This window comes from Vibrio sp. 10N.261.55.A7 (assembly GCF_002877365.1).
Classification (GTDB): domain Bacteria; phylum Pseudomonadota; class Gammaproteobacteria; order Enterobacterales; family Vibrionaceae; genus Vibrio.
This window is the reverse complement of the sequence record NZ_MCWZ01000301.1, coordinates 24,676-47,303: the sequence shown is the minus strand read 5'-3', so window position 1 is coordinate 47,303 and position 22,628 is coordinate 24,676. Positions and strand designations below refer to the sequence as shown.

Genomic DNA, 22,628 nt, shown 5'->3' with positions numbered 1-22,628 from the left:
CAACTGAGCTAGTATCGCTTTAACAACGTTTCCGCTGTTTAGGGATGCGAATTATAAGAGCATTTACTTGTGATGCAAGTCATTCTTTAAAATAAATGCGTTTTTTTTTCTGCCTGCTCAAAAACCACTCACAATCTGCACAATTCCCTATCATAGCCATACAATAAGTGGCTTATTCTCGCTTTTGCAAAGAATAGATTGCGAGATAAGCCATTATTTTCTTTGTCGGAATAACGAATAGTTAGAAGATGATTCAACTTTGATATAAGTTAAGTCAGTACATGGATGCACAGCGCGTAATTATCGAAGGAACGTTAATGACACAGCTCCCGCCCAGCCTCAGAGCGATGATCTTCTCTATAACAATAAGTCTGCTTCTTTCTGCTTGTGGTTCAGTTCCCAAACCTATTCGCAACTTAGGAAAAAGCGATATTGACTTTGTCATGGACGTACACGCCCGACAGCAAAAAGCGATGATGATTCGCTTAACCAGAAAACTCTATGTCAGAAACCCATCGCAGCTAAAAAAATCCCCAGGGATGACCGTAGATCAACGAATCGAACAAATATTTGGCTCCCCAGATGAGACGGCGCTTCCCTCATTGGTCTTCGATGAGCTTAATGGATTAACGAGTATTGATGCCATTCTCTTGAGCTTTGATGAATCATTCGAAGGCGATAGAGTCTTCGCCGCAACTGTCGGACTCGCCGAGATGCTACGACGATCATACAACCATCAACAAGAATTCTTCATACTCGACTCTTTGGATGAACAAGCCCTATACAACAGTGCTCGCAATATAGAAGTCTTCGTGTGGCGACTCTATCACCGCAGAGATTCAAATGGCGATCTCCTCATTCTTTCCAATAGATTGAGTGAGACAGGCTTTGATACGAGCTTCGATAGGCTATTTGCCAAAATGGCGAACGTACAAGATATGATGGCGCTCATTGTTGCGGATAAAACAGATCGTGGCATCACCAAAGTCGTCCATGGCGTCGCACAATTCGTCTTCATTCCTATCCCGTAAAAGCGTAGATACAAAAATGCCAGCATCGCTGCTGGCATTATTTAACTCGCTCTGAATTTAACTCACACTGACTTAGATAGAGATAATCGTTTTTCGATAGTACTGAAGCTCTGCAATAGACTCTCGGATATCATCCAAAGCCAGATGGCTGCCACTCTTAGAGAACCCATCCAAGACTTCGGGCTTCCAACGACGCGTCAGCTCTTTTAGTGTGCTGACATCGATATATCGATAGTGGAAATACTGTTCAAGATCGGGCATGTGTTTATACAGAAAGCGACGATCTTGTCCGATGCTGTTACCACATATTGGTGATTTGCCTTTGGGTACCCATTTTTCTAGAAATTCAATCGTTTGAGAAATCGCTTGCTCTTCCGTAACGCTGCTTTGACGCACTCTTTCAACCAACCCACTTCCAGTATGAGTCGTCGTACACCACTCATCCATTTTGTCTAACTCATCTTCTCCCTGATGGATAGCAAGAACGGGACCTTCAGCTAGAATATTCAGTTCACTATCAGTGACGACAGTGGCGATTTCGATGATCTTATGTGTTTCAGGGTCTAAGCCCGTCATCTCAAGATCGACCCAAATTAAGTTTTGATCGCTAAAGGACATGAATGCGTTGCCTATTTGTTTACGGATAAAAGAGGTACTATACCCAAATACGGATCCCCAAGATAGTTTTGAATCAATCGCATTCGCTGAAAAATCAGTACTTCTGAGGGCAGATCGCATCATCAATCACGTATTAAGACATCATTGTGGCTAAGAAGAAAAAATTAACGAAAGGTCAAGTAAGACGAGTTCGTAGCAACCAAAAAAAGCGCCTAACCAAAGAAGACTCCATTCAATGGGATGAAACTATGTTGGGTGCAACCAAAACAGGGTTGGTTATTACTCGTTTTGGTCAGCATGCGGATATTGAAGATAGCGAAACCCAAGAAATTCATCGCTGTAACCTACGTCGAGGAATCGAGAGTATTGTCTCTGGCGACAAGGTCATTTGGCGTGCTGGATTAGAATCAATGGCCGGTATCTCTGGTGTCGTAGAGGCCGTAGAGCCAAGAACGTCGGTACTGACTCGCCCTGATTACTATGATGGTTTAAAGCCAGTGGCTGCCAACGTTGATCAAATGATCATTGTTTCATCGGTTCTGCCTGAGCTTTCGCTCAACATCATTGACCGCTACCTTATTGCGTCTGAAACGGTTCAAATTTCTCCACTTATCGTGCTGAACAAAATCGATTTACTTGATGACCAGCAGCGTGAAGAGTATCGAGAGCAGCTGAAAGAATATAAGCGTATTGGCTACGAAGTCTTATTCGTCAGCAAAGAATCTAAAGAAGGCATTAAAGAATTAGAAGAAAAACTCAGCGGGCGAATTAATATCTTTGTTGGTCAGTCTGGCGTGGGTAAATCAAGCCTGGTGAACGCTCTAATGCCAGAACTTCATATTGAAGAAGGCGCGGTTTCTACGAACTCCGGCCTTGGTCAACATACCACGACCGCAGCACGCCTTTACCATATTCCAAGTGGTGGTAATCTTATTGATTCCCCAGGTGTTCGCGAGTTTGGGCTATGGCACCTTGAAGCCGAAGAAGTGACGGAAGCCTTTGTTGAGTTTCGTCCTCTGCTCGGCGGTTGTAAGTTCCGCGACTGTAAGCACAACGACGACCCAGGTTGTATTATCAAAGAAGCCGTCGAAAAGGGCGAGATCAGCCGAACTCGCTTTAAAAACTATCATCGCATTATTGAGAGCATGGTCGAAAACAAAGCCAACAGACAATACTCACGCAACAAAAAAGCGGATCTTTAAGTCATTTTTGTATGCAAACATTGTCCAGTTACTGACATTGAAATCATATTTGAGTAATATCTCGCGCCCAGAACCTAAGTGAACATTTAACCGTATTGGAACTTTCATAATGGATAAGATTAAAGTTGAGCTGCAACACTGGCTTCCTAAACATGCCCTAACCCGTTTAGTCGGCAAGCTAGCCTCTGCTCGATTAGGCAGTGTCTCTACCGCAATTATTCGTGGATTTATAAAACAATACAAAGTGAACATGGATGAAGCCTTACACTCAGATCCGAAGCACTTCAGCACGTTCAATGACTTTTTCGTTCGTGAATTAAAAGAGGGGATTCGCCCAATCGCTGAAGGCGAGTCAGTCATCACGCACCCTGCCGACGCTTGCGTGAGTCAGTTTGGTCCCATCGTGGATGGCAAGTTAATCCAAGCAAAAGGACACGACTACACCGCTGTTGAACTCCTTGGTGGTGACTCTGCATTGGCCGATGAATTTACTGACGGCGACTTTGCGACGCTGTACCTTTCCCCAAGTGATTATCACCGAGTACACATGCCATGTAACGGTGTGCTTCGCCAAATGATTTACGTACCGGGCGATCTCTATTCTGTCAATCCACTAACCGCAGAGAACATACCAAACCTGTTTGCTCGCAATGAGCGCGTAGTGTGTATTTTCGATACCGAGTTTGGCCCAATGGCGCAGATTCTAGTGGGTGCAACCATTGTGGGCAGTATTGAATTAACTTGGGCTGGAACGGTAACGCCGCCTCGTGGCAACACGGTTTATCGCTGGAGCTACCCTTCAGAAGGAAATAAAGCCGTCGTCTTAAAGAAAGGCGAAGAGATGGGTCGATTTAAGCTGGGTTCAACGGTGATTAACTTGTTCGCTCAAAATAAAGTAAGCTTTGACGATTCAATGAGCCTGACCGCTACTACTCGTATGGGTGCGCCATACGCTCATATAAACACTGAAGATTCAACAGAACAGAGCGAAGAGACCACAGCTTCGGAATAAGCTCTTCAGCGTAGACATTTCAAACAAAATGCCCTGTTACAACGCAGGGCATTTTTGACTAAAAACAAACCTACCTCGATAAATTCCATCCTTTCCTCAAAACTATAACGCTCGTCCAAGTCCTTGAATATCAATTAGCTTATTCTATTTCGAGTTAATAGTTACAGTAGGAATTGCATCATGTCAGCACTGAATAAAGGGACGTTAGTAAGGCTATTTATCTGCTTTATCATCCCGCTTGCCGTATTATTCATTCCCATTGACCTTATTCCTATCGATGATCTCACTTTAATTCAGCACCGACTCTTGGCCATTTTCTTGCTCGCAGCGCTATTGTGGGTGTTAGAGCCCGTACCGGTCTTTGCAACATCAATTTTGATCATTGCCCTTGAACTGATCATGATCTCGGATAAAGGCCTGACAATCTTTCGTCAGCCACCAACAGGTCATGAGCTAGGAGAATTAATCAAGTACACCGATATATTTAGCGCCTTTTCCTCTCCCATTATCATTCTATTTATGGGCGGGTTTGCACTCGCTATCGCGGCCTCAAAGTACGAGCTCGACAATAACCTAGCGCGTGTTCTACTCAAACCATTTGGCACTCAGCCAAGGTTCATCATGCTCGGTTTAATGCTGATCACCGCGGTGTTCTCGATGTTTATGTCCAATACGGCGACAACCGTTATGATGCTCGCACTGCTCGGCCCCATCGTCGCATCTGCACCGAAGGGGGACATTGGCATCAAGGCACTCGTACTGTGTATCCCTATTGCCGCCAACACGGGCGGCATTGCTACTCCAATTGGTACGCCACCCAATGCCATTGCTCTGCAATACCTCACCGAAGAGAACAGCATCGACTTTCTTTCTTGGATGATGATGGGGCTTCCTTTTGTCATCATTCAGCTCACTATCGCTTGGTTTTTGTTACAAAAACTGTTTCCGTCTCAGCAAGATAAGATGGTACTTAAGCTCAATGGTTCGTTTAAAACAAGCTGGCGCGCTATCACGGTCTACGCCACATTTGGGGCGACGATCCTTTTATGGATGACAACCAAAGTGCATGGCATGAATACCTACGTCGTCTCCATCATCCCACTCGCCGTGTTTACGTTAACTGGCATCATGGGTAAAGAAGAGCTCAAGCAGATTAACTGGGACGTGCTGTGGCTTGTTGCCGGTGGCATCGCGATTGGAATTGGACTGGATAAAACAGGGCTGGCGGTCGCTCTCGCACATGCCATTGATTATGAATCTTTATCTCCAGTCGCCGTAGTGCTCACGCTCTCTATCGTGTGTTGGCTCATGGCTAACTTTATGTCAAATACAGCAACCGCTAACCTGCTCATGCCGATCGCAGCAGCCATTGGGGCTTCTATGGAAAGTCTTGCGGCTATTGGTGGCTTGCAAGGCTTGTTGGTTGTCGTCGCGTTTTCAGCCTCACTAGGAATGATACTTCCGGTATCAACACCACCAAACTCCTTGGCTTACTCGACAGGGCTTATTGAAAGTAAGGACATGGCGAAAATGGGGCTCATTCTTGGCGTCGTTGGGCTGTCCATTGTCTACATCGCTATGTTGATTTTCACTTAACAATCACATGCTCGCACCGTACGATGGAAAGGATGCCCTGAATTCAATCCTTCGTATCACATAACACTAGGCATCAAAGGGAGATTCGGGCATATTGAGTGCCCTTCTACCCAACTTAATCAAGGATGATGTCTCGTGGGATTTGAATGGCTTGCACTCGCTGCAGCATTTCTCTGGGCGGTGGCCAGTTTACTTTCGGTGACTCCAGCACAACACCTTGGTTCTTTCGCCTACAGCCGATGGCGAATGGGCTGCACCTCGGTAATGCTCACCGTGATGGCACTCATAACCGGGGGCTGGGGAACCATTGAAACAAGCTACATCACACCGATGATGCTTTCAGGGCTGATTGGTATATTCATTGGTGATACGGCTTTGTTTGCTTGTTTAAACCGAATGGGGCCTAGGCAAGCTGGGTTGCTCTTTTCTTGTCACGCCGTTTTCTCAGCCATCCTTGGCTACTTTATTTTCAGCGAAACCATGAATGTGCCTGAACTTGTGGGTTCTTTGCTGGTCTTTTCTGGCGTCATCACTGCTATTTTCTTTGGCCGAAAAAGAGCAAATCAGAATACTCTCGACCATATAAAAGGAAAAGCTTCCATCGGTATCGCATTAGGATTACTCGCGGCTCTTTGTCAGGCATTAGGCGGTATCATTGCAAAACCCATTATGATCACATCCGTTGACCCGGTTGCAGCTTCGGCCATTCGTATGATCACGGCTTTTTGTGCACACAGTCTGTTTTTATTTTCTGGTGCCAAGTTAGCCAAAGCTACCAACCCTATGACAAAGAACATCTTCGCCATCACCGCCGTAAATGGCTTTCTCGCGATGGCCGTAGGGATGACCCTGATCTTATTTGCATTACAAACTGGGAATGTCGGTATGGTCGCGCTGTTATCTTCAACCACACCAATCATGCTACTGCCTATTTTGTGGGTCTATACTAAACAACGCCCGAATATTTACGCGTGGATCGGCGCCATTGTCGCCGTCATTGGAACCGCTATTTTGGTTCAGTAAACTGACTTTCAGTTGTGGTAGAAATCTGATCAATAGGCAACTCTTTATTGTATCGATAGGAAGAATCATTGATCTTTAGCTACTGCAACCACTGTAAAATGTAGTAAAGTTACGCTAATTTGTTTTGAAAGTTACTTTAAATTTTGACGAGGTTATAACTATGTCAGCTAAGAAGCCGATGGCTCTAGTGATTCTTGACGGTTGGGGATACCGTGAAGACAACGCAAGCAACGCAATCAACAATGCAAAGACGCCAGTAATGGATGAGCTTATTGCAAACAACCCAAATACTCTTATCTCGGCTTCCGGTCTTGATGTAGGCCTGCCTGACGGTCAAATGGGTAACTCAGAAGTTGGTCACACCAACATCGGCGCTGGCCGTGTGGTATACCAAGATCTCACTCGCATTACGAAATCAATTCAAGACGGTGAGTTCGTTGAAACACCTGCGCTTGTTGAAGCCATCGATCAAGCTGTTTCAGCAGGTAAAGCTGTTCACCTAATGGGCCTAATGTCTCCAGGTGGCGTTCACTCTCATGAAGACCACATCTACGCTGCAGTAGAAATGGCGGCTGCGCGCGGCGCTGAAAAGATCTACCTGCACTGCTTCCTAGATGGACGTGATACACCACCACGCAGCGCTGAAAACTCACTAAAACGCTTTGATGAGTTATTCGCTAAACTAGGTAAGGGCCGCGTGGCTTCACTCGTTGGTCGTTACTACGCAATGGACCGTGACAATAACTGGGACCGCGTACAAGTTGCTTACGATCTACTCACTCAAGCAAAAGCAGAATTCACATTCGACTCTGCGGTTGCTGGCTTAGAAGCGGCATACGCACGTGACGAAAACGATGAGTTCGTTAAAGCAACCGCAATCAAAACCGAAGATCAAGAAGATGCCGCAATCGTTGATGGCGATGCAGTCATCTTTATGAACTACCGTGCTGACCGTGCTCGTCAGATCACTCGTACTTTCGTCCCTGCATTTGATGGTTTCGAGCGTGCGGTATTCCCAGCTATCAACTTTGTTATGCTGACTCAATACGCAGCAGACATCCCACTAGCAACTGCATTCCCATCCGCTTCTTTAGAGAACACATACGGTGAATGGTTATCGAAGAAAGGCCAAACACAACTGCGTATTTCAGAAACTGAAAAATACGCCCACGTGACGTTCTTCTTCAACGGTGGTGTTGAGAACGAATTTGACGGTGAAGAACGTCAGTTGGTTGCTTCTCCAAAAGTCGCAACGTACGACCTTCAACCAGAAATGAGTTCTGAAGAACTGACAGACAAATTAGTTGTGGCTATTAAGTCTGGTAAGTACGACACGATCATCTGTAACTTCCCTAATGCCGATATGGTTGGCCACACTGGTATTTACGAGGCTGCAGAACAAGCAATTGAAGCATTAGACTCATGTGTTGCTAAAGTGGTTGCGGCAATTAAAGAAGTTGATGGTCAACTTCTTATCACTGCAGACCACGGCAACGCTGAAATGATGGTAGACCCAGTAACAGGTGGCACTCACACTGCACACACCAATTTACCGGTTCCTCTTATCTACGTAGGTGGTAAAGAGTTTGAATTCAAGCAAAACGGTAAACTGTCAGATCTTGCACCAACCATGCTTGACCTTGTTGGCCTAGAGATTCCAGCAGAAATGACCGGTGAAATACTCACTAAGTAAGTGAATAATTTCCTGTCTCGCTGATACAAATAATTAAGCCCCAATGTTGATTGGGGCTTTTTTGACTCTTTTATCCAGCACAACATCAAAGATGCGGAAACAATAGCTAGACTGCAACTTTGAACATAGTCCTTTCTTCTCATAATTTTCTTTGGGTATACTAAGCCCTTAATTTAATCGATGGATCCGATTCTCTATGGCGAAGTTCTTATCTGCGTTATCACTTAAAAATCATATTGGTTTTCAAATCATAGTGACAGCGCTAGTGCTTAGCTTCACCAACCTCGGCCATGCCTCATCTTCCAACGAGTTAAAAGGGGTTAAGAATGAAATATCCCGCCAACAGAACTCTGTCTCTAGCCAACAAAAGAAACTCAACAATCTCCAAGGTGCCCTAAAAAAGCAAGAACTCAGCATCAATGAGCTTGAAAACCAGATTCGTGATACCAAAAAATCACTAGCGACCTCCAATGCCAACATATCGAGAATTGACTCTCAAGTGTTAGCACTTAAGAAACAAAAAACAGATCTCAGCGACACCTTAGCTGAACTTATCAAGACCTATTACGTCACTCAGCGCGCACGCTCAGCAAGTAACATACTTAATAATGGCGCCGACGAAGATCGCATTAGTCAGTACTTCCAGCATTTAGCTAAAGAACGCGCTGAAACAATAGCCTCACTTGAGTCAACGCAATTGGATCTTGACCGAAGCCTAGAGCAGCTCCAGCTAGAAAAGCAGCAAATCGCACAACTTCTCGATCAGCAGACAAAGAAACGCAATAGCCTCAAAAAAGAGCAAGGTAATAGAAGTCAAACCGTTAGTCAGATTAAGAAAAGTATCTCGAGTGACAAGGTTTACCTTTCAGAACTGCAGCGGAATGAAACTCGCTTAAAAGCTGAGATAGCCAAAGCCGCGAAACGTAATGCGGTACCTATGGATGGGCTTTCTAAGCAAAAAGGCAAGCTGCCTTGGCCTTTGAAGGGCAAACTGCTGCACAGCTACGGCTCTAAACAGTCGGGTCAAAGTAACTGGAGCGGTATTGTTATTGACGCGAAATACGGTCAGGCTATTAAAGCAGTCTACCCAGGTACGGTGGTTTTTGCTGAATATTTGAGAGGGTACGGTCTCGTTGTTCTGCTCGACCATGGAAAGGGAGATATGACCTTGTATGGCTTCAATCAAACGCTGCTGAAGAAAGAAGGCGATAAGATTGCAGCCGGAGAAACTATCGCCTTAGCGGGTGACACTGGAGGGCAAAGCCGCCCTTCCCTCTACTTTGAACTGCGCCGTAACAGTAAGACGCAGAACCCTAAATCTTGGCTGACTCGATAGTCCATTCAGTCGTAAATTAAGCGTAAGCCGTTTCCACAGCCTGAATAAACGTCTCAACCTCTGATTTATCCAACGCATTGATTCCTGCTGCTGCCGCTCGACCGCCACCTGTGGCAAATTGCCCACAAATATCACTAGCGCCTTGCTTGTTATTCAGTGGCGCTCGTAGTGAGACCGTATACGTACCATCAGCATTTTCAGTTAAGACAGCATGAGCCGAATCAGGATCTTGATTCGCTAGCATATTGCCATAAACACCACTAATTCGACGAGAGGCCGCACTGTTGGGTAATTCAAAAAGCCCTAGCTTATCGCTTCGATACTGGGCATCAATGGCCAGCGCTTTGTTCATATCTTCTTGGTACGCATGCTGTAACTTGTAAAAAGGCGACGCCTCATCAGCAATCACATCAAACGGTGACGAATACGCAACTAATGCTCGATACAAATCAGCCGGATGATAGTGAAGATCTTCCACTTTAGCTCCGTACCCGTTGTAATTAATGAGTGTGCCGAGCTCTTTCAATTGATCTTTCTGCTCACTCGATAAGCCTTGTTTATAGGCTAGCTTACTCGCTACCGCTAAAAGGTTATCCCCATAAGCCGCCGTTATTGCCCATAGGTGGTACTGACCTTTCAAGAGCTTATCAATAATCAAAGCCGTACATGTATTGGCATCAAGATCAATATTTGCGTCTAAAGCTGGATGACTAGGAATGTCCCCTGACTGATGGTGATCCGCATAAAAAACATCAACACCAAGCTCTAGGGCGGCGACCAAACCATCCATGTTTTTAGCCATTGAAATATCGAGTACGGCCATTGAGTCTTGTGCAGACAAATCTACCTTTTCAACTAATTTTATATCACGCTTAACACCCGTAACTAACTCTGATGTGCGCGGCTCAGCTAAACGTAATTGAAGCAAAGCGATGATACCGTCAGCATCGCCATTAAAAACATCGTAATGCATAAAAAACCTTGAAAAAACCACCTAACTTCTGGTGAAAAGTAATAGAAAAACCTATGCGTGAATCGCTTTAACGCCATCTTCGAGCAACTGCAATTGCTCTAGCCCAAGATCAGTGGCTTTGGGTTTCACCACCGCGATCATTTGCAGCATTCCCTGAAGAACCACTTGTTCAGTGATCTTTGAGTTAGGTGACATCGCTGATTGATAACCTAGCCATGAGCTTGCAATAAGATGCAACGTCGTAACGAGTGGCTTCATTTCTACCTCGTCAACGACCAGAAGGTCAAGCTCTACAAAGGCTTTCATTATATTGATGAGATTACTTTGCAGTTTGTCTTGAACTTGAATGTAGTCATCGTGCAATTTGGTATCACGTTGGAGAATTTCAGGCAAATTGGCGTAGAAAAAACGGTACTTCCACATCAAAGTAAAAATGGAATCAAGGTAGTGCTTGAGCATAACTAAGCTCTCTTGCTGCCCTTGAATTGGTGTGAATCGCTCGAGTAGTTCTTCAGAATAAAGCGTGAAAATATCGTGAACAATTTCCTGCTTGTTCCGAAAATGGTAATAGAGATTACCCGGGCTAATGTCTATATGTGCAGCAATATGGTTGGTCGTTATATTGCGCTCTCCATGCTCATTAAATAACTCTAGTGCTGCATGTACAATTTTATCGCGAGTTTTCATTTATTGCCCGTATCCTTTCAGTCAATCGAGTCAGTATAGCGCCAAGTGTATCTCATAACAAAAAAGCGCCTGGTCGTATCAGGCGCTTTTTTCGGTACTCAACTATTTATGGTAAGGCTTCGATAGCTCGTGAACCGCATCGACAAACACACCCGCGTTTTCAGGTGGAACATCGAGATGAATGCCGTGACCAAGGTTAAACACATGACCAGTGCCACCATCACCGAACCCTTTCAATATGGTCGATACTTCTTCGCGAATACGCTCAGGTTGAGCATAAAGGATTGATGGGTCCATATTACCCTGCAGGGCAACTTTATCGCCAACACGTGCTTTAGCGTCTTCAATATTAATGGTCCAATCGAGACCTACTGCATCACAGCCTGTTGCGGCAATTGATTCAAGCCACATTCCACCATTTTTAGTAAACAGTGTTACTGGTACTCGACGGCCATCGTTTTCACGAATCAAACCATCGACGATCTTGTGCATGTATTGCAATGAGAATAGGTTGTAGTCACGAGGAGTTAGTACACCACCCCATGTATCAAATACCATTACCGATTGCGCACCCGCTTTAATTTGCGCGTTTAGGTATTCGATAACACTGTCTGCCAGCTTATCTAAAAGAAGGTGCAATGTTTGTGGCTCTGCATACATCATTTTCTTGAGCTTAGTGAAAGCTTTAGAGCTTCCACCTTCAACCATGTAGGTTGCTAGTGTCCAAGGGCTACCAGAGAAACCAATCAGTGGTACTTCGCCTTTGAGGTCTTTACGGATCTGACGAACAGCGTTCATCACATATTGAAGCTCACCTTCTGGATCAGGTAGACCAATCTTCTCTACGTCAGCTTTACACGTAATCGGACGCTCAAATTTAGGTCCTTCACCTGTTTCAAAATACAAGCCTAGACCCATTGCATCAGGGATTGTGAGGATGTCTGAGAACAAAATGGCCGCATCAAGCGGGAAACGGCGCAAAGGTTGAAGCGTCACTTCAGAGGCAAGCTCCGCATTTTTACATAAAGACATAAAGTCGCCAGCTTCTGCACGTGTCGCTTTATACTCAGGAAGGTAACGACCTGCCTGGCGCATCATCCATACTGGAGTGCAGTCAACTGGTTGTTTGAGCAACGCACGAAGATAACGATCATTTTTTAGTTCTGTCATTCCATTCTTCCGATATTTTAGACTTTCTAATAAGACAAGTATTCTAACACTGATCAGCTCTCAAAAGCGGGTTGCTTTGCAACGTAGATCAAGTTATTAACGTTTAAATCAATGGTTAATTTGCACCCGTAAACCAACAGTGACAGAATTTGCCTGCTAGCGAAAATTACAATAATAACTGAGCATTTAGTGCTCAGCATCTCATAACGACATCTTACTTACCCCCTCCTTCTCGGAGGGTTTTTTTTGCCTGTAACTCTTTATTTTCATTCATTTATTAAAGTATCAATCAACTCTCTTGCTATCGTCCCTTTCGGTGCAACAGGAGGAAGTTTATCAAAATCACACCACATCGCATCACTTAACTCACGATAGTCTGGCTTCACCTCCCCCGACTCAAAGTCTGCAAAAAAGCCCATCATCATACTCGATGGAAATGCCCATGGCTGGCTTCCAAAATAACGGACATTTTTAACCACAATTCCCGTTTCCTCTTTGACCTCTCGTGCGACACACTGCTCAAGTGTCTCGCCAACCTCTAGGAAGCCAGCGATGACGGTGTACATACCACTCTTATGTCGAGGGTGCTGAGCCAGTAAGATTTGATTCTGCTTCCGTACAGCAACAATGACGCATGGGAATATGCGAGGGTAATGCAGCGTTCTGCAATCTGAGCACTGCATCGCGAGCTGATTTAAATTAAGACGATTTCGGCCTCCACATTGCGGGCAAAAGCGCAGTGTTTGCGTCATATGACCAAACTGAACCGCTTTGCTAATCAACAGAAACAAAGCTTCAGGAAGCGTCAAGCACTCTCTCAATGAGGTAAGTTCAAGTGCGACATCAACATCAGCATCGTTAATCCACATAACAGGAAAGTCGTTGTACTTCCCAACGTTAACTGCACATTCCTCGGGCAGATTGAACTCCTCAGCCGAGCCAAGAGGGAGAGTATTATCCACTAGCCAAACGTCACTTCCAGATACAACACACCAATAGGCTTGGCCTGATTTACTATTGTTACCTTTTTTTAACATCACCCTATCTCTTAGCTTGCAGTTCGTTCATTTTACTGGCAATCTAATTTATACCAGAGAATATTTCTAGTCAGTATATTTCAACACTCTGGTCACATTCAAAATGGACACTTTGCGCTGCAAAGCTAATTTGTACACAGGTTTTGTGTACCGATCATGAGGGCATGGTCATGCTAAATAAACTAAAAAAAACACAGCAACAATGGGGTGGATCAAGCGAGGTCATTGACCATTGGCTTGAAACTCGTCAATTACTTATTGTCGAGTACTGCAATCTAGCGGCGCTGCAACCTTCCGCACAAAAATCCTCAGTAACCGAACTCCCTACACCTAAAGCACTCCAATCATTTTGCCAACATTTAGTTGACTACATTTCAGAAGGTCATTTTAAGATCTATGACATGGTCATGGATAAATGGCGAGCAACTGGTTTTGAAGCAACCGACGATATCAATCAAACCTATGGCAAGATTGTACTGACAACCGAGCCTTTACTGAACTTTACGGATAACTACGCCGCAGTAAGTAGCGATGATCCATTAGAAAACTTCGTTGGTGATTTATCATTGATAGGCGAAATTATTGAAGTTCGATTTGAAGTAGAAGACGAACTCATTCAGATGATCGCGGACAGTTTAGCCGTTCCTCCAGGCGCTTAAATTTAATGCGCCCACTAGGATAAAAATTTGAGTACCGCTTAGCTAGTGGTACTTGATTGAACATTTGCTCGTATCAAAGAGACTTTGTTTCTTCACTTTCTCAATATACAGTTCTAATTCTTCAGCTTATTAAAAACAAAAAAGGCACCCTAAGGTGCCTTTTTTCATTACTAAAAGCGATTACTCTTCAGAAGAGAAACCAGCATTTAGAAGTGCTGCAAGATTGTCTGTCGCTTGTTCAGCCGACGGGCCTTCTTGTTGCTCTTCACGTTGCTTTTGACGCTCTTGGTGGTATGCGAAACCAGTACCAGCTGGGATCAGACGACCAACAATTACGTTCTCTTTCAGACCGCGTAGATCATCACGCTTACCAGAAACCGCAGCTTCTGTTAGTACACGTGTTGTCTCTTGGAATGATGCTGCTGAGATAAATGACTCAGTCGCAAGAGATGCTTTAGTGATACCTAGTAGGTCACGTTCGAAGCGTACTAGTTCTTTACCTTCTGCTTCTAGAGCACGGTTAGCAATCTTAACACTGTGGTATTCCACTTGCTCACCAGGTAGGAACTCAGAATCACCGGCATGTGTAATCGTACACTTACGTAGCATTTGACGAACGATAGTCTCAATGTGCTTATCGTTAATCTTAACGCCTTGTAGACGGTAAACTTCTTGTACTTCGTTAGCGATGTACTGAGTCACAGCATGAATGCCACGTAGACGTAGAATGTCATGTGGAGTCTCTGGACCATCAGCGATTACATCACCACGTTCGATCTTCTCACCTTCAAACACGTTAAGCTGACGGTGCTTAGGAATCATCTCTTCGTAAGCGTCACCGCCTTCACGAGTGATAACTAAACGACGCTTACCTTTCGTCTCTTTACCGAATGACACTGTACCTGTGTGCTCAGCAAGAATCGCAGGCTCTTTCGGCTTACGAGCTTCGAATAAGTCAGCTACGCGTGGTAGACCACCGGTGATATCTTTGTTTCCGCTCGATTTCTGAGGGATACGAGATAATGTGTCACCAATGCCAACTTCAGCGCCATCTTCGATGTTTACGATCGCTTTACCAGGTAGGAAATAGTGAGCTGGCATATCAGTACCAGGAATCATTACATCGTTACCTTGCTCATCAACAAGTTTGATAGCTGGACGCATATCTTTACCTGCTGCTGGACGAGCGGCTGCATCTGTTACTTCGCTTGAAGAAAGACCCGTTAGGTCATCTGTTTGACGAGAAACTGTAACGCCATCAATCATATCTACGAACTGGATGCGACCTGCCACTTCAGTGATGATTGGCATAGTGTGCGCTTCCCAGTTAGCAACAACTTCACCTGCAGTTACTGCATCGTTGTCTGCTTTGCTTAGGATAGAACCGTATGGCAGTTTGTGTTTCTCTTTAGTACGGCCAAACTCATCAATAATCGTCATCTCAGAAGCACGAGATGTGATAACCAGTTTCTTATCTTTGTTGATAACAAACTTAGCATTGTGAAGTTTCACTGTACCTGTTGTCTTAGCTTGAATGCTGTTCTCTGCTGCCGCAGTAGATGCTGCACCACCGATGTGGAACGTACGCATCGTTAGCTGTGTACCCGGTTCACCGATTGATTGAGCAGCAATAACACCGACTGCCTCACCTTGGTTTACTAGGTGACCACGTGCTAGGTCACGACCGTAACACTGTGAACAACAACCGAAGTCTGCATCACAGGTAACAACAGAACGTACTTTCATACGGTCTACAGAGTTGTCTTCCATGATTTGACACCACTTCTCATCAATCAGAGTATTACGTGGAATCAGTACATCTTCAGTACCCGGCTTAAGAACATCTTCAGCGACAACACGACCAAGAGCCAACTCAGAAAGAGCAACTTTAACGTCACCACCTTCGATGTGAGGCATCATGTCGACACCTTCATGAGTGCCACAATCGTGTTCGTGTACTACAACGTCTTGAGCAACGTCTACTAGACGACGAGTTAGGTAACCCGAGTTTGCTGTTTTCAGTGCTGTATCCGCAAGACCCTTACGAGCACCGTGCGTTGAGATAAAGTACTGAAGGACGTTTAGACCTTCTTTAAAGTTCGCTGTGATTGGCGTTTCGATGATTGAACCATCTGGACGCGCCATCAGACCACGCATACCCGCTAGCTGACGAATCTGTGCAGCAGAACCACGAGCGCCCGAGTCAGCCATCATGTAGATGCTGTTAAACGACTCTTGCTGTTCTTCTTCACCGTCACGGTTTACAACAGTCTCTGAAGACAGGTTATCCATCATTGCTTTCGCAACACGGTCATTCGTAGATGCCCAGATATCGATAACTTTGTTGTAACGCTCACCCGCAGTAACAAGACCAGATTGGAATTGCTCTTGGATTTCACGAACTTCAGCTTCTGCTTCTTCGATCTCAGTGTATTTCGCGTCAGGTACAACCATATCGTCGATACCAACAGAAACACCAGAAAGTGCAGCGTATGCAAAACCTGTGTACATGATTTGGTCAGCAAAAATAACCGTGTCTTTCAGACCAAGCTTACGGTATGCCTCGTTAAGTAGAGTAGAAATTTGCTTCTTACCCAACTTTTGGTTAACTAGGCTAAACGGTAGGCCTTTAGGTACGATAGACCACAACATCGCACGACCAACAGTTGTATCAACCATGTCAGTGCTAGTTGTACTATTACCGTCTTCATCAACAACTGTCTCAGTGATACGTACTTTTACGCGAGCGTGTAGCTCAGCGCTCTTAGTACGGTATGCCTTCTCAGCCTCTTCAGGGCCAGCAAGGTACATACCTTCACCTTTCGCGTTGATCATGTCACGAGTCATGTAGTACAGACCCAATACAACGTCCTGAGAAGGTACGATGATCGGATCACCAGATGCCGGTGAAAGGATGTTGTTGGTAGACATCATCAATGTACGAGCTTCAAGCTGTGCTTCTAGAGTTAGAGGCACGTGCACCGCCATTTGGTCACCATCGAAGTCAGCGTTATATGCCGCACACACGAGTGGGTGCAGTTGAATCGCTTTACCTTCGATCAGTACTGGTTCGAACGCTTGAATACCAAGACGGTGAAGTGTTGGTGCACGGTTCAATAGTACTGGGTGCTCGCGGATAACTTCGTCTAGGATATCCCAAACGATAGCTTCTTCGCGCTCTACCATTTTCTTAGCAGCTTTGATTGTCGTCGCCATGCCACGAGTTTCTAGCTTGCTGTAGATGAACGGCTTAAATAGCTCAAGTGCCATCTTCTTCGGAAGACCACACTGATGCAGACGAAGGTATGGACCTACTGTGATTACAGAACGGCCAGAGTAATCTACACGTTTACCAAGAAGGTTCTGACGGAAACGACCTTGTTTACCCTTGATCATATCAGCAAGGGATTTCAGAGGACGCTTGTTAGAACCTGTAATCGCACGACCTCGACGACCGTTATCTAGAAGGGCATCAACCGACTCTTGCAACATACGCTTTTCGTTACGTACGATGATGTCTGGAGCCGCTAGCTCTAGAAGACGCTTCAAACGGTTATTACGGTTGATTACACGACGGTAAAGATCGTTCAGATCTGACGTAGCAAAACGTCCGCCATCTAGTGGTACTAGAGGACGTAGATCTGGCGGAAGAACTGGAAGTACAGTCAGAATCATCCACTCAGGGTTATTGCCTGATTGAATGAATGCTTCAACTAGCTTAAGACGCTTAGTCAGCTTCTTACGCTTAGTCTCAGAGTTAGTTGTTTCTAACTCTTCACGCATCTGCTCTGCTTCTGCGTTCATATCCATGGTTGAAAGCAGATCTTTGATCGCTTCCGCACCCATCTTAGCGGTGAATTCATCACCCCACTCTTCTAGGCGATCCAGATACTCTTCTTCAGTCAGCATCTGAGATTTTTCTAGGTCCGTCATACCCGGTTCAGTTACTACGTACATTTCGAAGTAAAGAACGCGTTCGATATCACGTAGAGGGATATCCATCAACAAACCGATACGAGACGGCAGTGATTTTAGGAACCAGATGTGAGCAACTGGAGATGCTAGCTCGATGTGGCCCATACGGTCACGACGAACTTTAGTTTGTGTAACTTCAACGCCACACTTCTCACAGATAACACCACGGTGTTTCAGACGCTTATATTTGCCACAAAGACATTCGTAGTCTTTAACTGGACCAAAGATACGCGCACAGAAAAGACCATCGCGTTCAGGTTTGAACGTACGATAGTTGATCGTTTCAGGTTTCTTAACTTCACCAAATGACCATGAACGAATCATATCAGGTGAAGATAGACCGATTTTGATAGCATCAAATTCTTCGGTCTTATGCTGTGCTTTTAGAAAGTTTAATAAGTCTTTCACATTCAGCTCCTGTAAGGAGTTAAAAGGAGCTCACTCGCTAAAGTGAGCACCTTCTACCAAATAATCGTTCTCAAAAAGAGAGGTCGATTACTCTTCGTCTTCTAGCTCGATGTTGATACCTAGCGAGCGAATCTCTTTCAACAATACGTTGAACGATTCTGGCATACCAGGTTCCATGCTATGGTCACCGTCTACGATGTTCTTATACATCTTAGTACGGCCGTTAACGTCATCTGACTTAACCGTTAGCATTTCTTGAAGCGTGTAAGCAGCACCGTATGCTTCTAGTGCCCATACTTCCATCTCACCGAAACGCTGACCACCGAACTGAGCTTTACCACCAAGTGGTTGCTGAGTTACTAGGCTGTACGAACCAGTAGAACGAGCGTGCATCTTGTCATCAACAAGGTGGTTCAGTTTCAGCATGTACATGTAACCGACAGTTACAGGACGCTCAAACGCATCACCAGTACGACCATCAAACAACGTAAGCTGACCAGATTCTGGCAGATCACCGAGTTTCAACAGTTCTTTGATTAACGTTTCAGAAGCACCATCGAACACAGGCGTTGCGATTGGTAAACCGCCACGTAGGTTCTTGATCAACGTGCGAACTTGGTCATCAGACAGTTCAGCAATGTCTACTTTCTGGCGAGTATCACCAAGATCGTAAACCTTCTGTAGGAAGTTACGGAACTTATGCAGTTCTTGTTGTTCCTTCAGCATTTGGTTGATCTTGTCACCGATGCCTTTAGCCGCTAGACCTAAGTGTACTTCTAAGATCTGACCGATGTTCATACGCGATGGTACACCCAGCGGGTTCAGTACGATATCTACAGGACGACCTGTTTCATCGTATGGCATGTCTTCAACAGGGTTAATCTTAGAGATTACACCTTTGTTACCGTGACGACCGGCCATCTTATCACCCGGTTGGATACGACGCTTAACAGCTAGGTATACTTTAACAATCTTAAGTACGCCTGGTGCCAGGTCATCACCTTGAGTGATCTTACGACGCTTAGTTTCAAACTTCTTATCGAAATCAGCTTTTAGCTCATCCCATTGCTCAGCAAGTTGCTCAAGCTGCGATTGAAGCGCATCGTCTTCAAGCGTTTGCTCTAACCATTGCTTACGACCAATCGAATCAAGCTTAGCATCAGAGTAACCAGCATTAACAAGTACAGCACGAACACGAGCTAATAGACCACCTTCAAGAATTTGGAACTCTTCAGTAAGGTCTTTCTTCGCTTCTTTCAGCTGCATTTGCTCAATTTCTAGAGCACGCTTGTCTTTCTCTACGCCATCGCGAGTGAAGACTTGAACGTCAATGATGGTACCTGAAACAGAGTTTGGTACACGCAGTGATGTATCTTTAACGTCAGATGCTTTTTCACCGAAGATTGCACGTAGTAGCTTCTCTTCAGGAGTCAGTTGAGTTTCACCCTTAGGCGTCACTTTACCAACCAGGATGTCGCCACCCTTCACTTCAGCACCGATGTAAACGATACCTGACTCGTCTAGTTTAGACAGAGCAGACTCACCTACGTTTGGAATATCCGCTGTGATCTCTTCAGAGCCCAGCTTCGTATCACGAGCCACACAAGACAGTTCTTGAATGTGAATCGTCGTGAAACGGTCTTCTTGAACTACACGCTCAGATACTAAGATCGAGTCTTCGAAGTTGTAACCATTCCAAGGCATGAATGCGATACGCATGTTTTGACCAAGCGCTAGTTCACCAAGGTCGGTTGAAGGACCATCAGCAAGAACGTCACCGCGTGCAACAGGTTCACCTGGCATTACGGTTGGGCGTTGGTTAATACAAGTGTTTTGGTTCGAACGCGTGTATTTCGTTAAGTTGTAGATATCAATGCCCGCTTCACCAGGAATCAACTCATCTTCATTTACCTTAACTACGATACGTGAAGCGTCAACTGATTGAACAGTACCGCCACGTTTCGCTACCGCTGTAACACCAGAGTCAACCGCGATGTTACGTTCGATACCTGTACCAACTAAAGGCTTATCAGCTTTTAATGTTGGGACAGCTTGACGTTGCATGTTCGCACCCATCAATGCACGGTTCGCATCATCGTGTTCTAGGAACGGGATAAGCGAAGCAGCGATAGATACTACTTGGTTTGTTGCAACGTCCATGTAGTTAACATGTTCGCGAGGGTGGAGACCAGATTCACCTTTCTGACGAGCAGTGATTAGCTCTTCAGAGAACGTCGAATCTTCAGTTAGTATTGTGTTCGCCTGAGCGATAACAAACTGACCTTCCTGAATAGCAGAAAGGTAATCAACCTCTTCGGTTACTACACCATCAACAACACGACGGTACGGAGTCTCTAGGAAACCGTAATCGTTACAACGTGCAAATGCTGATAGAGAGTTAATTAGACCGATGTTTGGACCTTCTGGCGTTTCGATCGGACATAGACGACCGTAGTGAGTTACGTGTACGTCACGTACCTCAAAGCCAGCACGCTCACGAGTTAAACCACCAGGACCTAAAGCAGAAATACGACGCTTGTGCGTTACTTCTGACAATGGGTTGTTTTGGTCCATAAACTGAGACAGCTGTGAAGAGCCAAAGAATTCTTTAACAGCAGCTGAAATAGGCTTAGCATTGATAAGGTCTTGAGGCATAATTGCATCAAGATCACCAAGGCTCAGGCGCTCTTTAACGGCACGCTCTACACGAACTAGACCAACACGGAATTGGTTTTCTGCCATTTCGCCTACGCTACGGATACGACGGTTGCCAAGGTGGTCGATATCGTCCACTTCGCCTTTACCGTTACGGATCTCGATCAAACGTTTCATCACAGCAATGATGTCTGTTTCATCTAGCGTACCTTGTTCGCCAGCATCCTCACGCTCGATTGAGCTGTTGAATTTCATACGGCCTACTGTAGATAAGTCGTAACGATCTTCATTGAAGAACAAGCTTTGGAACAATGTCTCTGCTGCATCTTTTGTTGGCGGCTCACCAGGGCGCATCATGCGGTAGATTTCTACCAGAGCTGAAAGGCGATCAACAGTACTGTCAATTCGCAGAGTTTCAGACATAAATGGACCGTGGTCTAGATCGTTCGTAAACAGAACCTCTAGAGCTTTGTGACCCGCTTGAGATAAGTTTGCAAGAGCTTCTAGGCTGATCTCGTGGTTTGCACCAACAATAATCTCGCCAGTTGCTTCGTTGATGTAATCTTTCGATGCAACTTTACCAACGATGTACTCTACTGGTACTTCGATGTGCTCTACGCCGTCTTTTTCAAGTTGGCGGATGTGACGTGCCGTTACACGACGACCTGTCTCAACGTAAGTCTTGCCATCGGCTTCGATGTCAAATGACGCAGTTTCACCACGTAAACGATCAGGGACGAGCTCCATTAATAGAGTCTTGTCTTTAACTTCGAAGTTCACTTTTTCAAAGAACAGATCCAGGATCTCTTCTGTTGTTTTACCAAGTGCGCGAAGAATGATCGAAGCTGGTAGCTTACGACGACGGTCAATACGTACGTATAAGTTATCCTTAGGGTCAAACTCAAAGTCGAGCCATGAACCACGGTAAGGAATTACACGTGCGTTATATAGAACTTTACCTGACGAGTGGGTCTTACCCTTATCGCTGTCGAAGAACACGCCTGGGCTTCGGTGCAGCTGGGATACGATAACCCTCTCAGTACCATTGATTACGAAGGTACCATTGTCTGTCATAAGCGGAATTTCGCCCATGTAGACTTCTTGTTCTTTAATATCTTTTACGGTACCTGCTGGCGCGTCTCTATCAAAGATTACTAGACGTAGTTTTACGCGTAGAGGCTTCGAATAAGTAACGCCGCGGATTTGACATTCTTTAACATCAAATACAGGCTCACCAAGACGGTAGCTAACGTATTGCAGCTCTGAATTGCCGTTGTAGCTCTGAATTGGAAAAACAGAACGGAAAGCAGCTTCAAGACCGTATTGCCCTTCAGGATCCTGTTCGATAAATTTGTCGAACGAATCGAGCTGGATCGATAACAGGTATGGAATGTCCAAAACTTGTGGACGAGTACCAAAATCCTTACGGATGCGTTTTTTCTCGGTATAGGAGTAAACCATGGGGTTCCTCAGCTCGCTGATAAGTGACCCAAACTGCCCAAGACACCAAAAGGCGGGGCAGTGACTAGCAACTGTTTACTGTAGTGACACTA

General features: G+C 45.1%; 15 protein-coding genes. 8 read left to right on the top strand and 7 right to left on the bottom strand.

Annotated elements, in window-relative coordinates; genetic code table 11:
* The first annotated feature begins 317 nt into the window (after positions 1–317).
* Positions 318–1,031, top strand: a complete 714-nt coding sequence (locus tag BCU12_RS17495; RefSeq protein WP_102405535.1) for a hypothetical protein — start codon at positions 318–320, stop codon at positions 1,029–1,031.
* A 72-nt stretch (positions 1,032–1,103) separates the two neighbouring features.
* On the opposite strand, the gene orn is transcribed toward BCU12_RS17495, so the two are convergent.
* Positions 1,104–1,649: an oligoribonuclease gene (gene orn, locus BCU12_RS17490; protein ID WP_102405534.1), complete on the bottom strand. Its 546-nt coding sequence runs from the start codon at positions 1,647–1,649 to the stop codon at positions 1,104–1,106.
* A 146-nt stretch (positions 1,650–1,795) separates the two neighbouring features.
* Here orn and rsgA point away from each other — a divergent pair, with 146 nt between their 5' ends.
* From rsgA to BCU12_RS17460, 6 genes are all read left to right on the top strand, one after another.
* A complete protein-coding gene (gene rsgA, locus BCU12_RS17485; protein ID WP_102405533.1) occupies positions 1,796–2,851 on the top strand; it encodes a small ribosomal subunit biogenesis GTPase RsgA in 1,056 nt (351 codons plus the stop codon).
* 109 nt (positions 2,852–2,960) lie between these two features.
* Positions 2,961–3,863, top strand: a complete 903-nt coding sequence (gene asd / locus BCU12_RS17480) for an archaetidylserine decarboxylase (protein WP_102405532.1) — start codon at positions 2,961–2,963, stop codon at positions 3,861–3,863.
* A gap of 180 nt (positions 3,864–4,043) precedes the next feature.
* Entirely contained in the window at positions 4,044–5,459 is a 1,416-nt protein-coding gene (locus tag BCU12_RS17475; protein WP_102405531.1) for an SLC13 family permease, read from the top strand.
* A gap of 135 nt (positions 5,460–5,594) precedes the next feature.
* On the top strand, positions 5,595–6,482 hold the full coding sequence (locus BCU12_RS17470; RefSeq protein ID WP_102405530.1) for a DMT family transporter: 888 nt from the start codon (positions 5,595–5,597) through the stop codon (positions 6,480–6,482).
* A 160-nt stretch (positions 6,483–6,642) separates the two neighbouring features.
* On the top strand, positions 6,643–8,175 hold the full coding sequence (gpmM, locus tag BCU12_RS17465; RefSeq protein ID WP_102405529.1) for a 2,3-bisphosphoglycerate-independent phosphoglycerate mutase: 1,533 nt from the start codon (positions 6,643–6,645) through the stop codon (positions 8,173–8,175).
* A 196-nt stretch (positions 8,176–8,371) separates the two neighbouring features.
* Positions 8,372–9,511, top strand: coding sequence for a murein hydrolase activator EnvC (locus tag BCU12_RS17460; RefSeq protein WP_102405528.1), 1,140 nt, complete (start codon positions 8,372–8,374; stop codon positions 9,509–9,511).
* A gap of 16 nt (positions 9,512–9,527) precedes the next feature.
* Here BCU12_RS17460 and BCU12_RS17455 read toward each other — a convergent pair whose 3' ends face one another.
* The 4 genes from BCU12_RS17455 to nudC form a co-directional block, all read right to left on the bottom strand.
* Positions 9,528–10,484 (bottom strand): acetyltransferase, encoded by a 957-nt coding sequence (locus BCU12_RS17455; RefSeq protein ID WP_102405527.1) that lies wholly within the window; start codon positions 10,482–10,484, stop codon positions 9,528–9,530.
* Positions 10,485–10,535: 51 nt separating this feature from the next.
* Positions 10,536–11,171, bottom strand: a complete 636-nt coding sequence (locus BCU12_RS17450) for a TetR/AcrR family transcriptional regulator (RefSeq protein ID WP_102405526.1) — start codon at positions 11,169–11,171, stop codon at positions 10,536–10,538.
* A 102-nt stretch (positions 11,172–11,273) separates the two neighbouring features.
* Positions 11,274–12,341, bottom strand: a complete 1,068-nt coding sequence (gene hemE, locus BCU12_RS17445) for a uroporphyrinogen decarboxylase (protein WP_102405525.1) — start codon at positions 12,339–12,341, stop codon at positions 11,274–11,276.
* Positions 12,342–12,607: 266 nt separating this feature from the next.
* On the bottom strand, positions 12,608–13,378 hold the full coding sequence (nudC, locus tag BCU12_RS17440) for an NAD(+) diphosphatase (RefSeq protein ID WP_198599363.1): 771 nt from the start codon (positions 13,376–13,378) through the stop codon (positions 12,608–12,610).
* A gap of 164 nt (positions 13,379–13,542) precedes the next feature.
* Here nudC and rsd point away from each other — a divergent pair, with 164 nt between their 5' ends.
* Complete coding sequence (gene rsd, locus BCU12_RS17435; RefSeq protein ID WP_102405523.1) at positions 13,543–14,037, top strand: sigma D regulator; 495 nt, start codon at positions 13,543–13,545, stop codon at positions 14,035–14,037.
* A 180-nt stretch (positions 14,038–14,217) separates the two neighbouring features.
* On the opposite strand, the gene rpoC is transcribed toward rsd, so the two are convergent.
* Both rpoC and rpoB read right to left on the bottom strand, forming a co-directional pair.
* On the bottom strand, positions 14,218–18,420 hold the full coding sequence (rpoC, locus tag BCU12_RS17430) for a DNA-directed RNA polymerase subunit beta' (RefSeq protein WP_102405522.1): 4,203 nt from the start codon (positions 18,418–18,420) through the stop codon (positions 14,218–14,220).
* 87 nt (positions 18,421–18,507) lie between these two features.
* Positions 18,508–22,536: a DNA-directed RNA polymerase subunit beta gene (rpoB, locus tag BCU12_RS17425; protein ID WP_102405521.1), complete on the bottom strand. Its 4,029-nt coding sequence runs from the start codon at positions 22,534–22,536 to the stop codon at positions 18,508–18,510.
* Positions 22,537–22,628 lie beyond the last annotated feature (92 nt).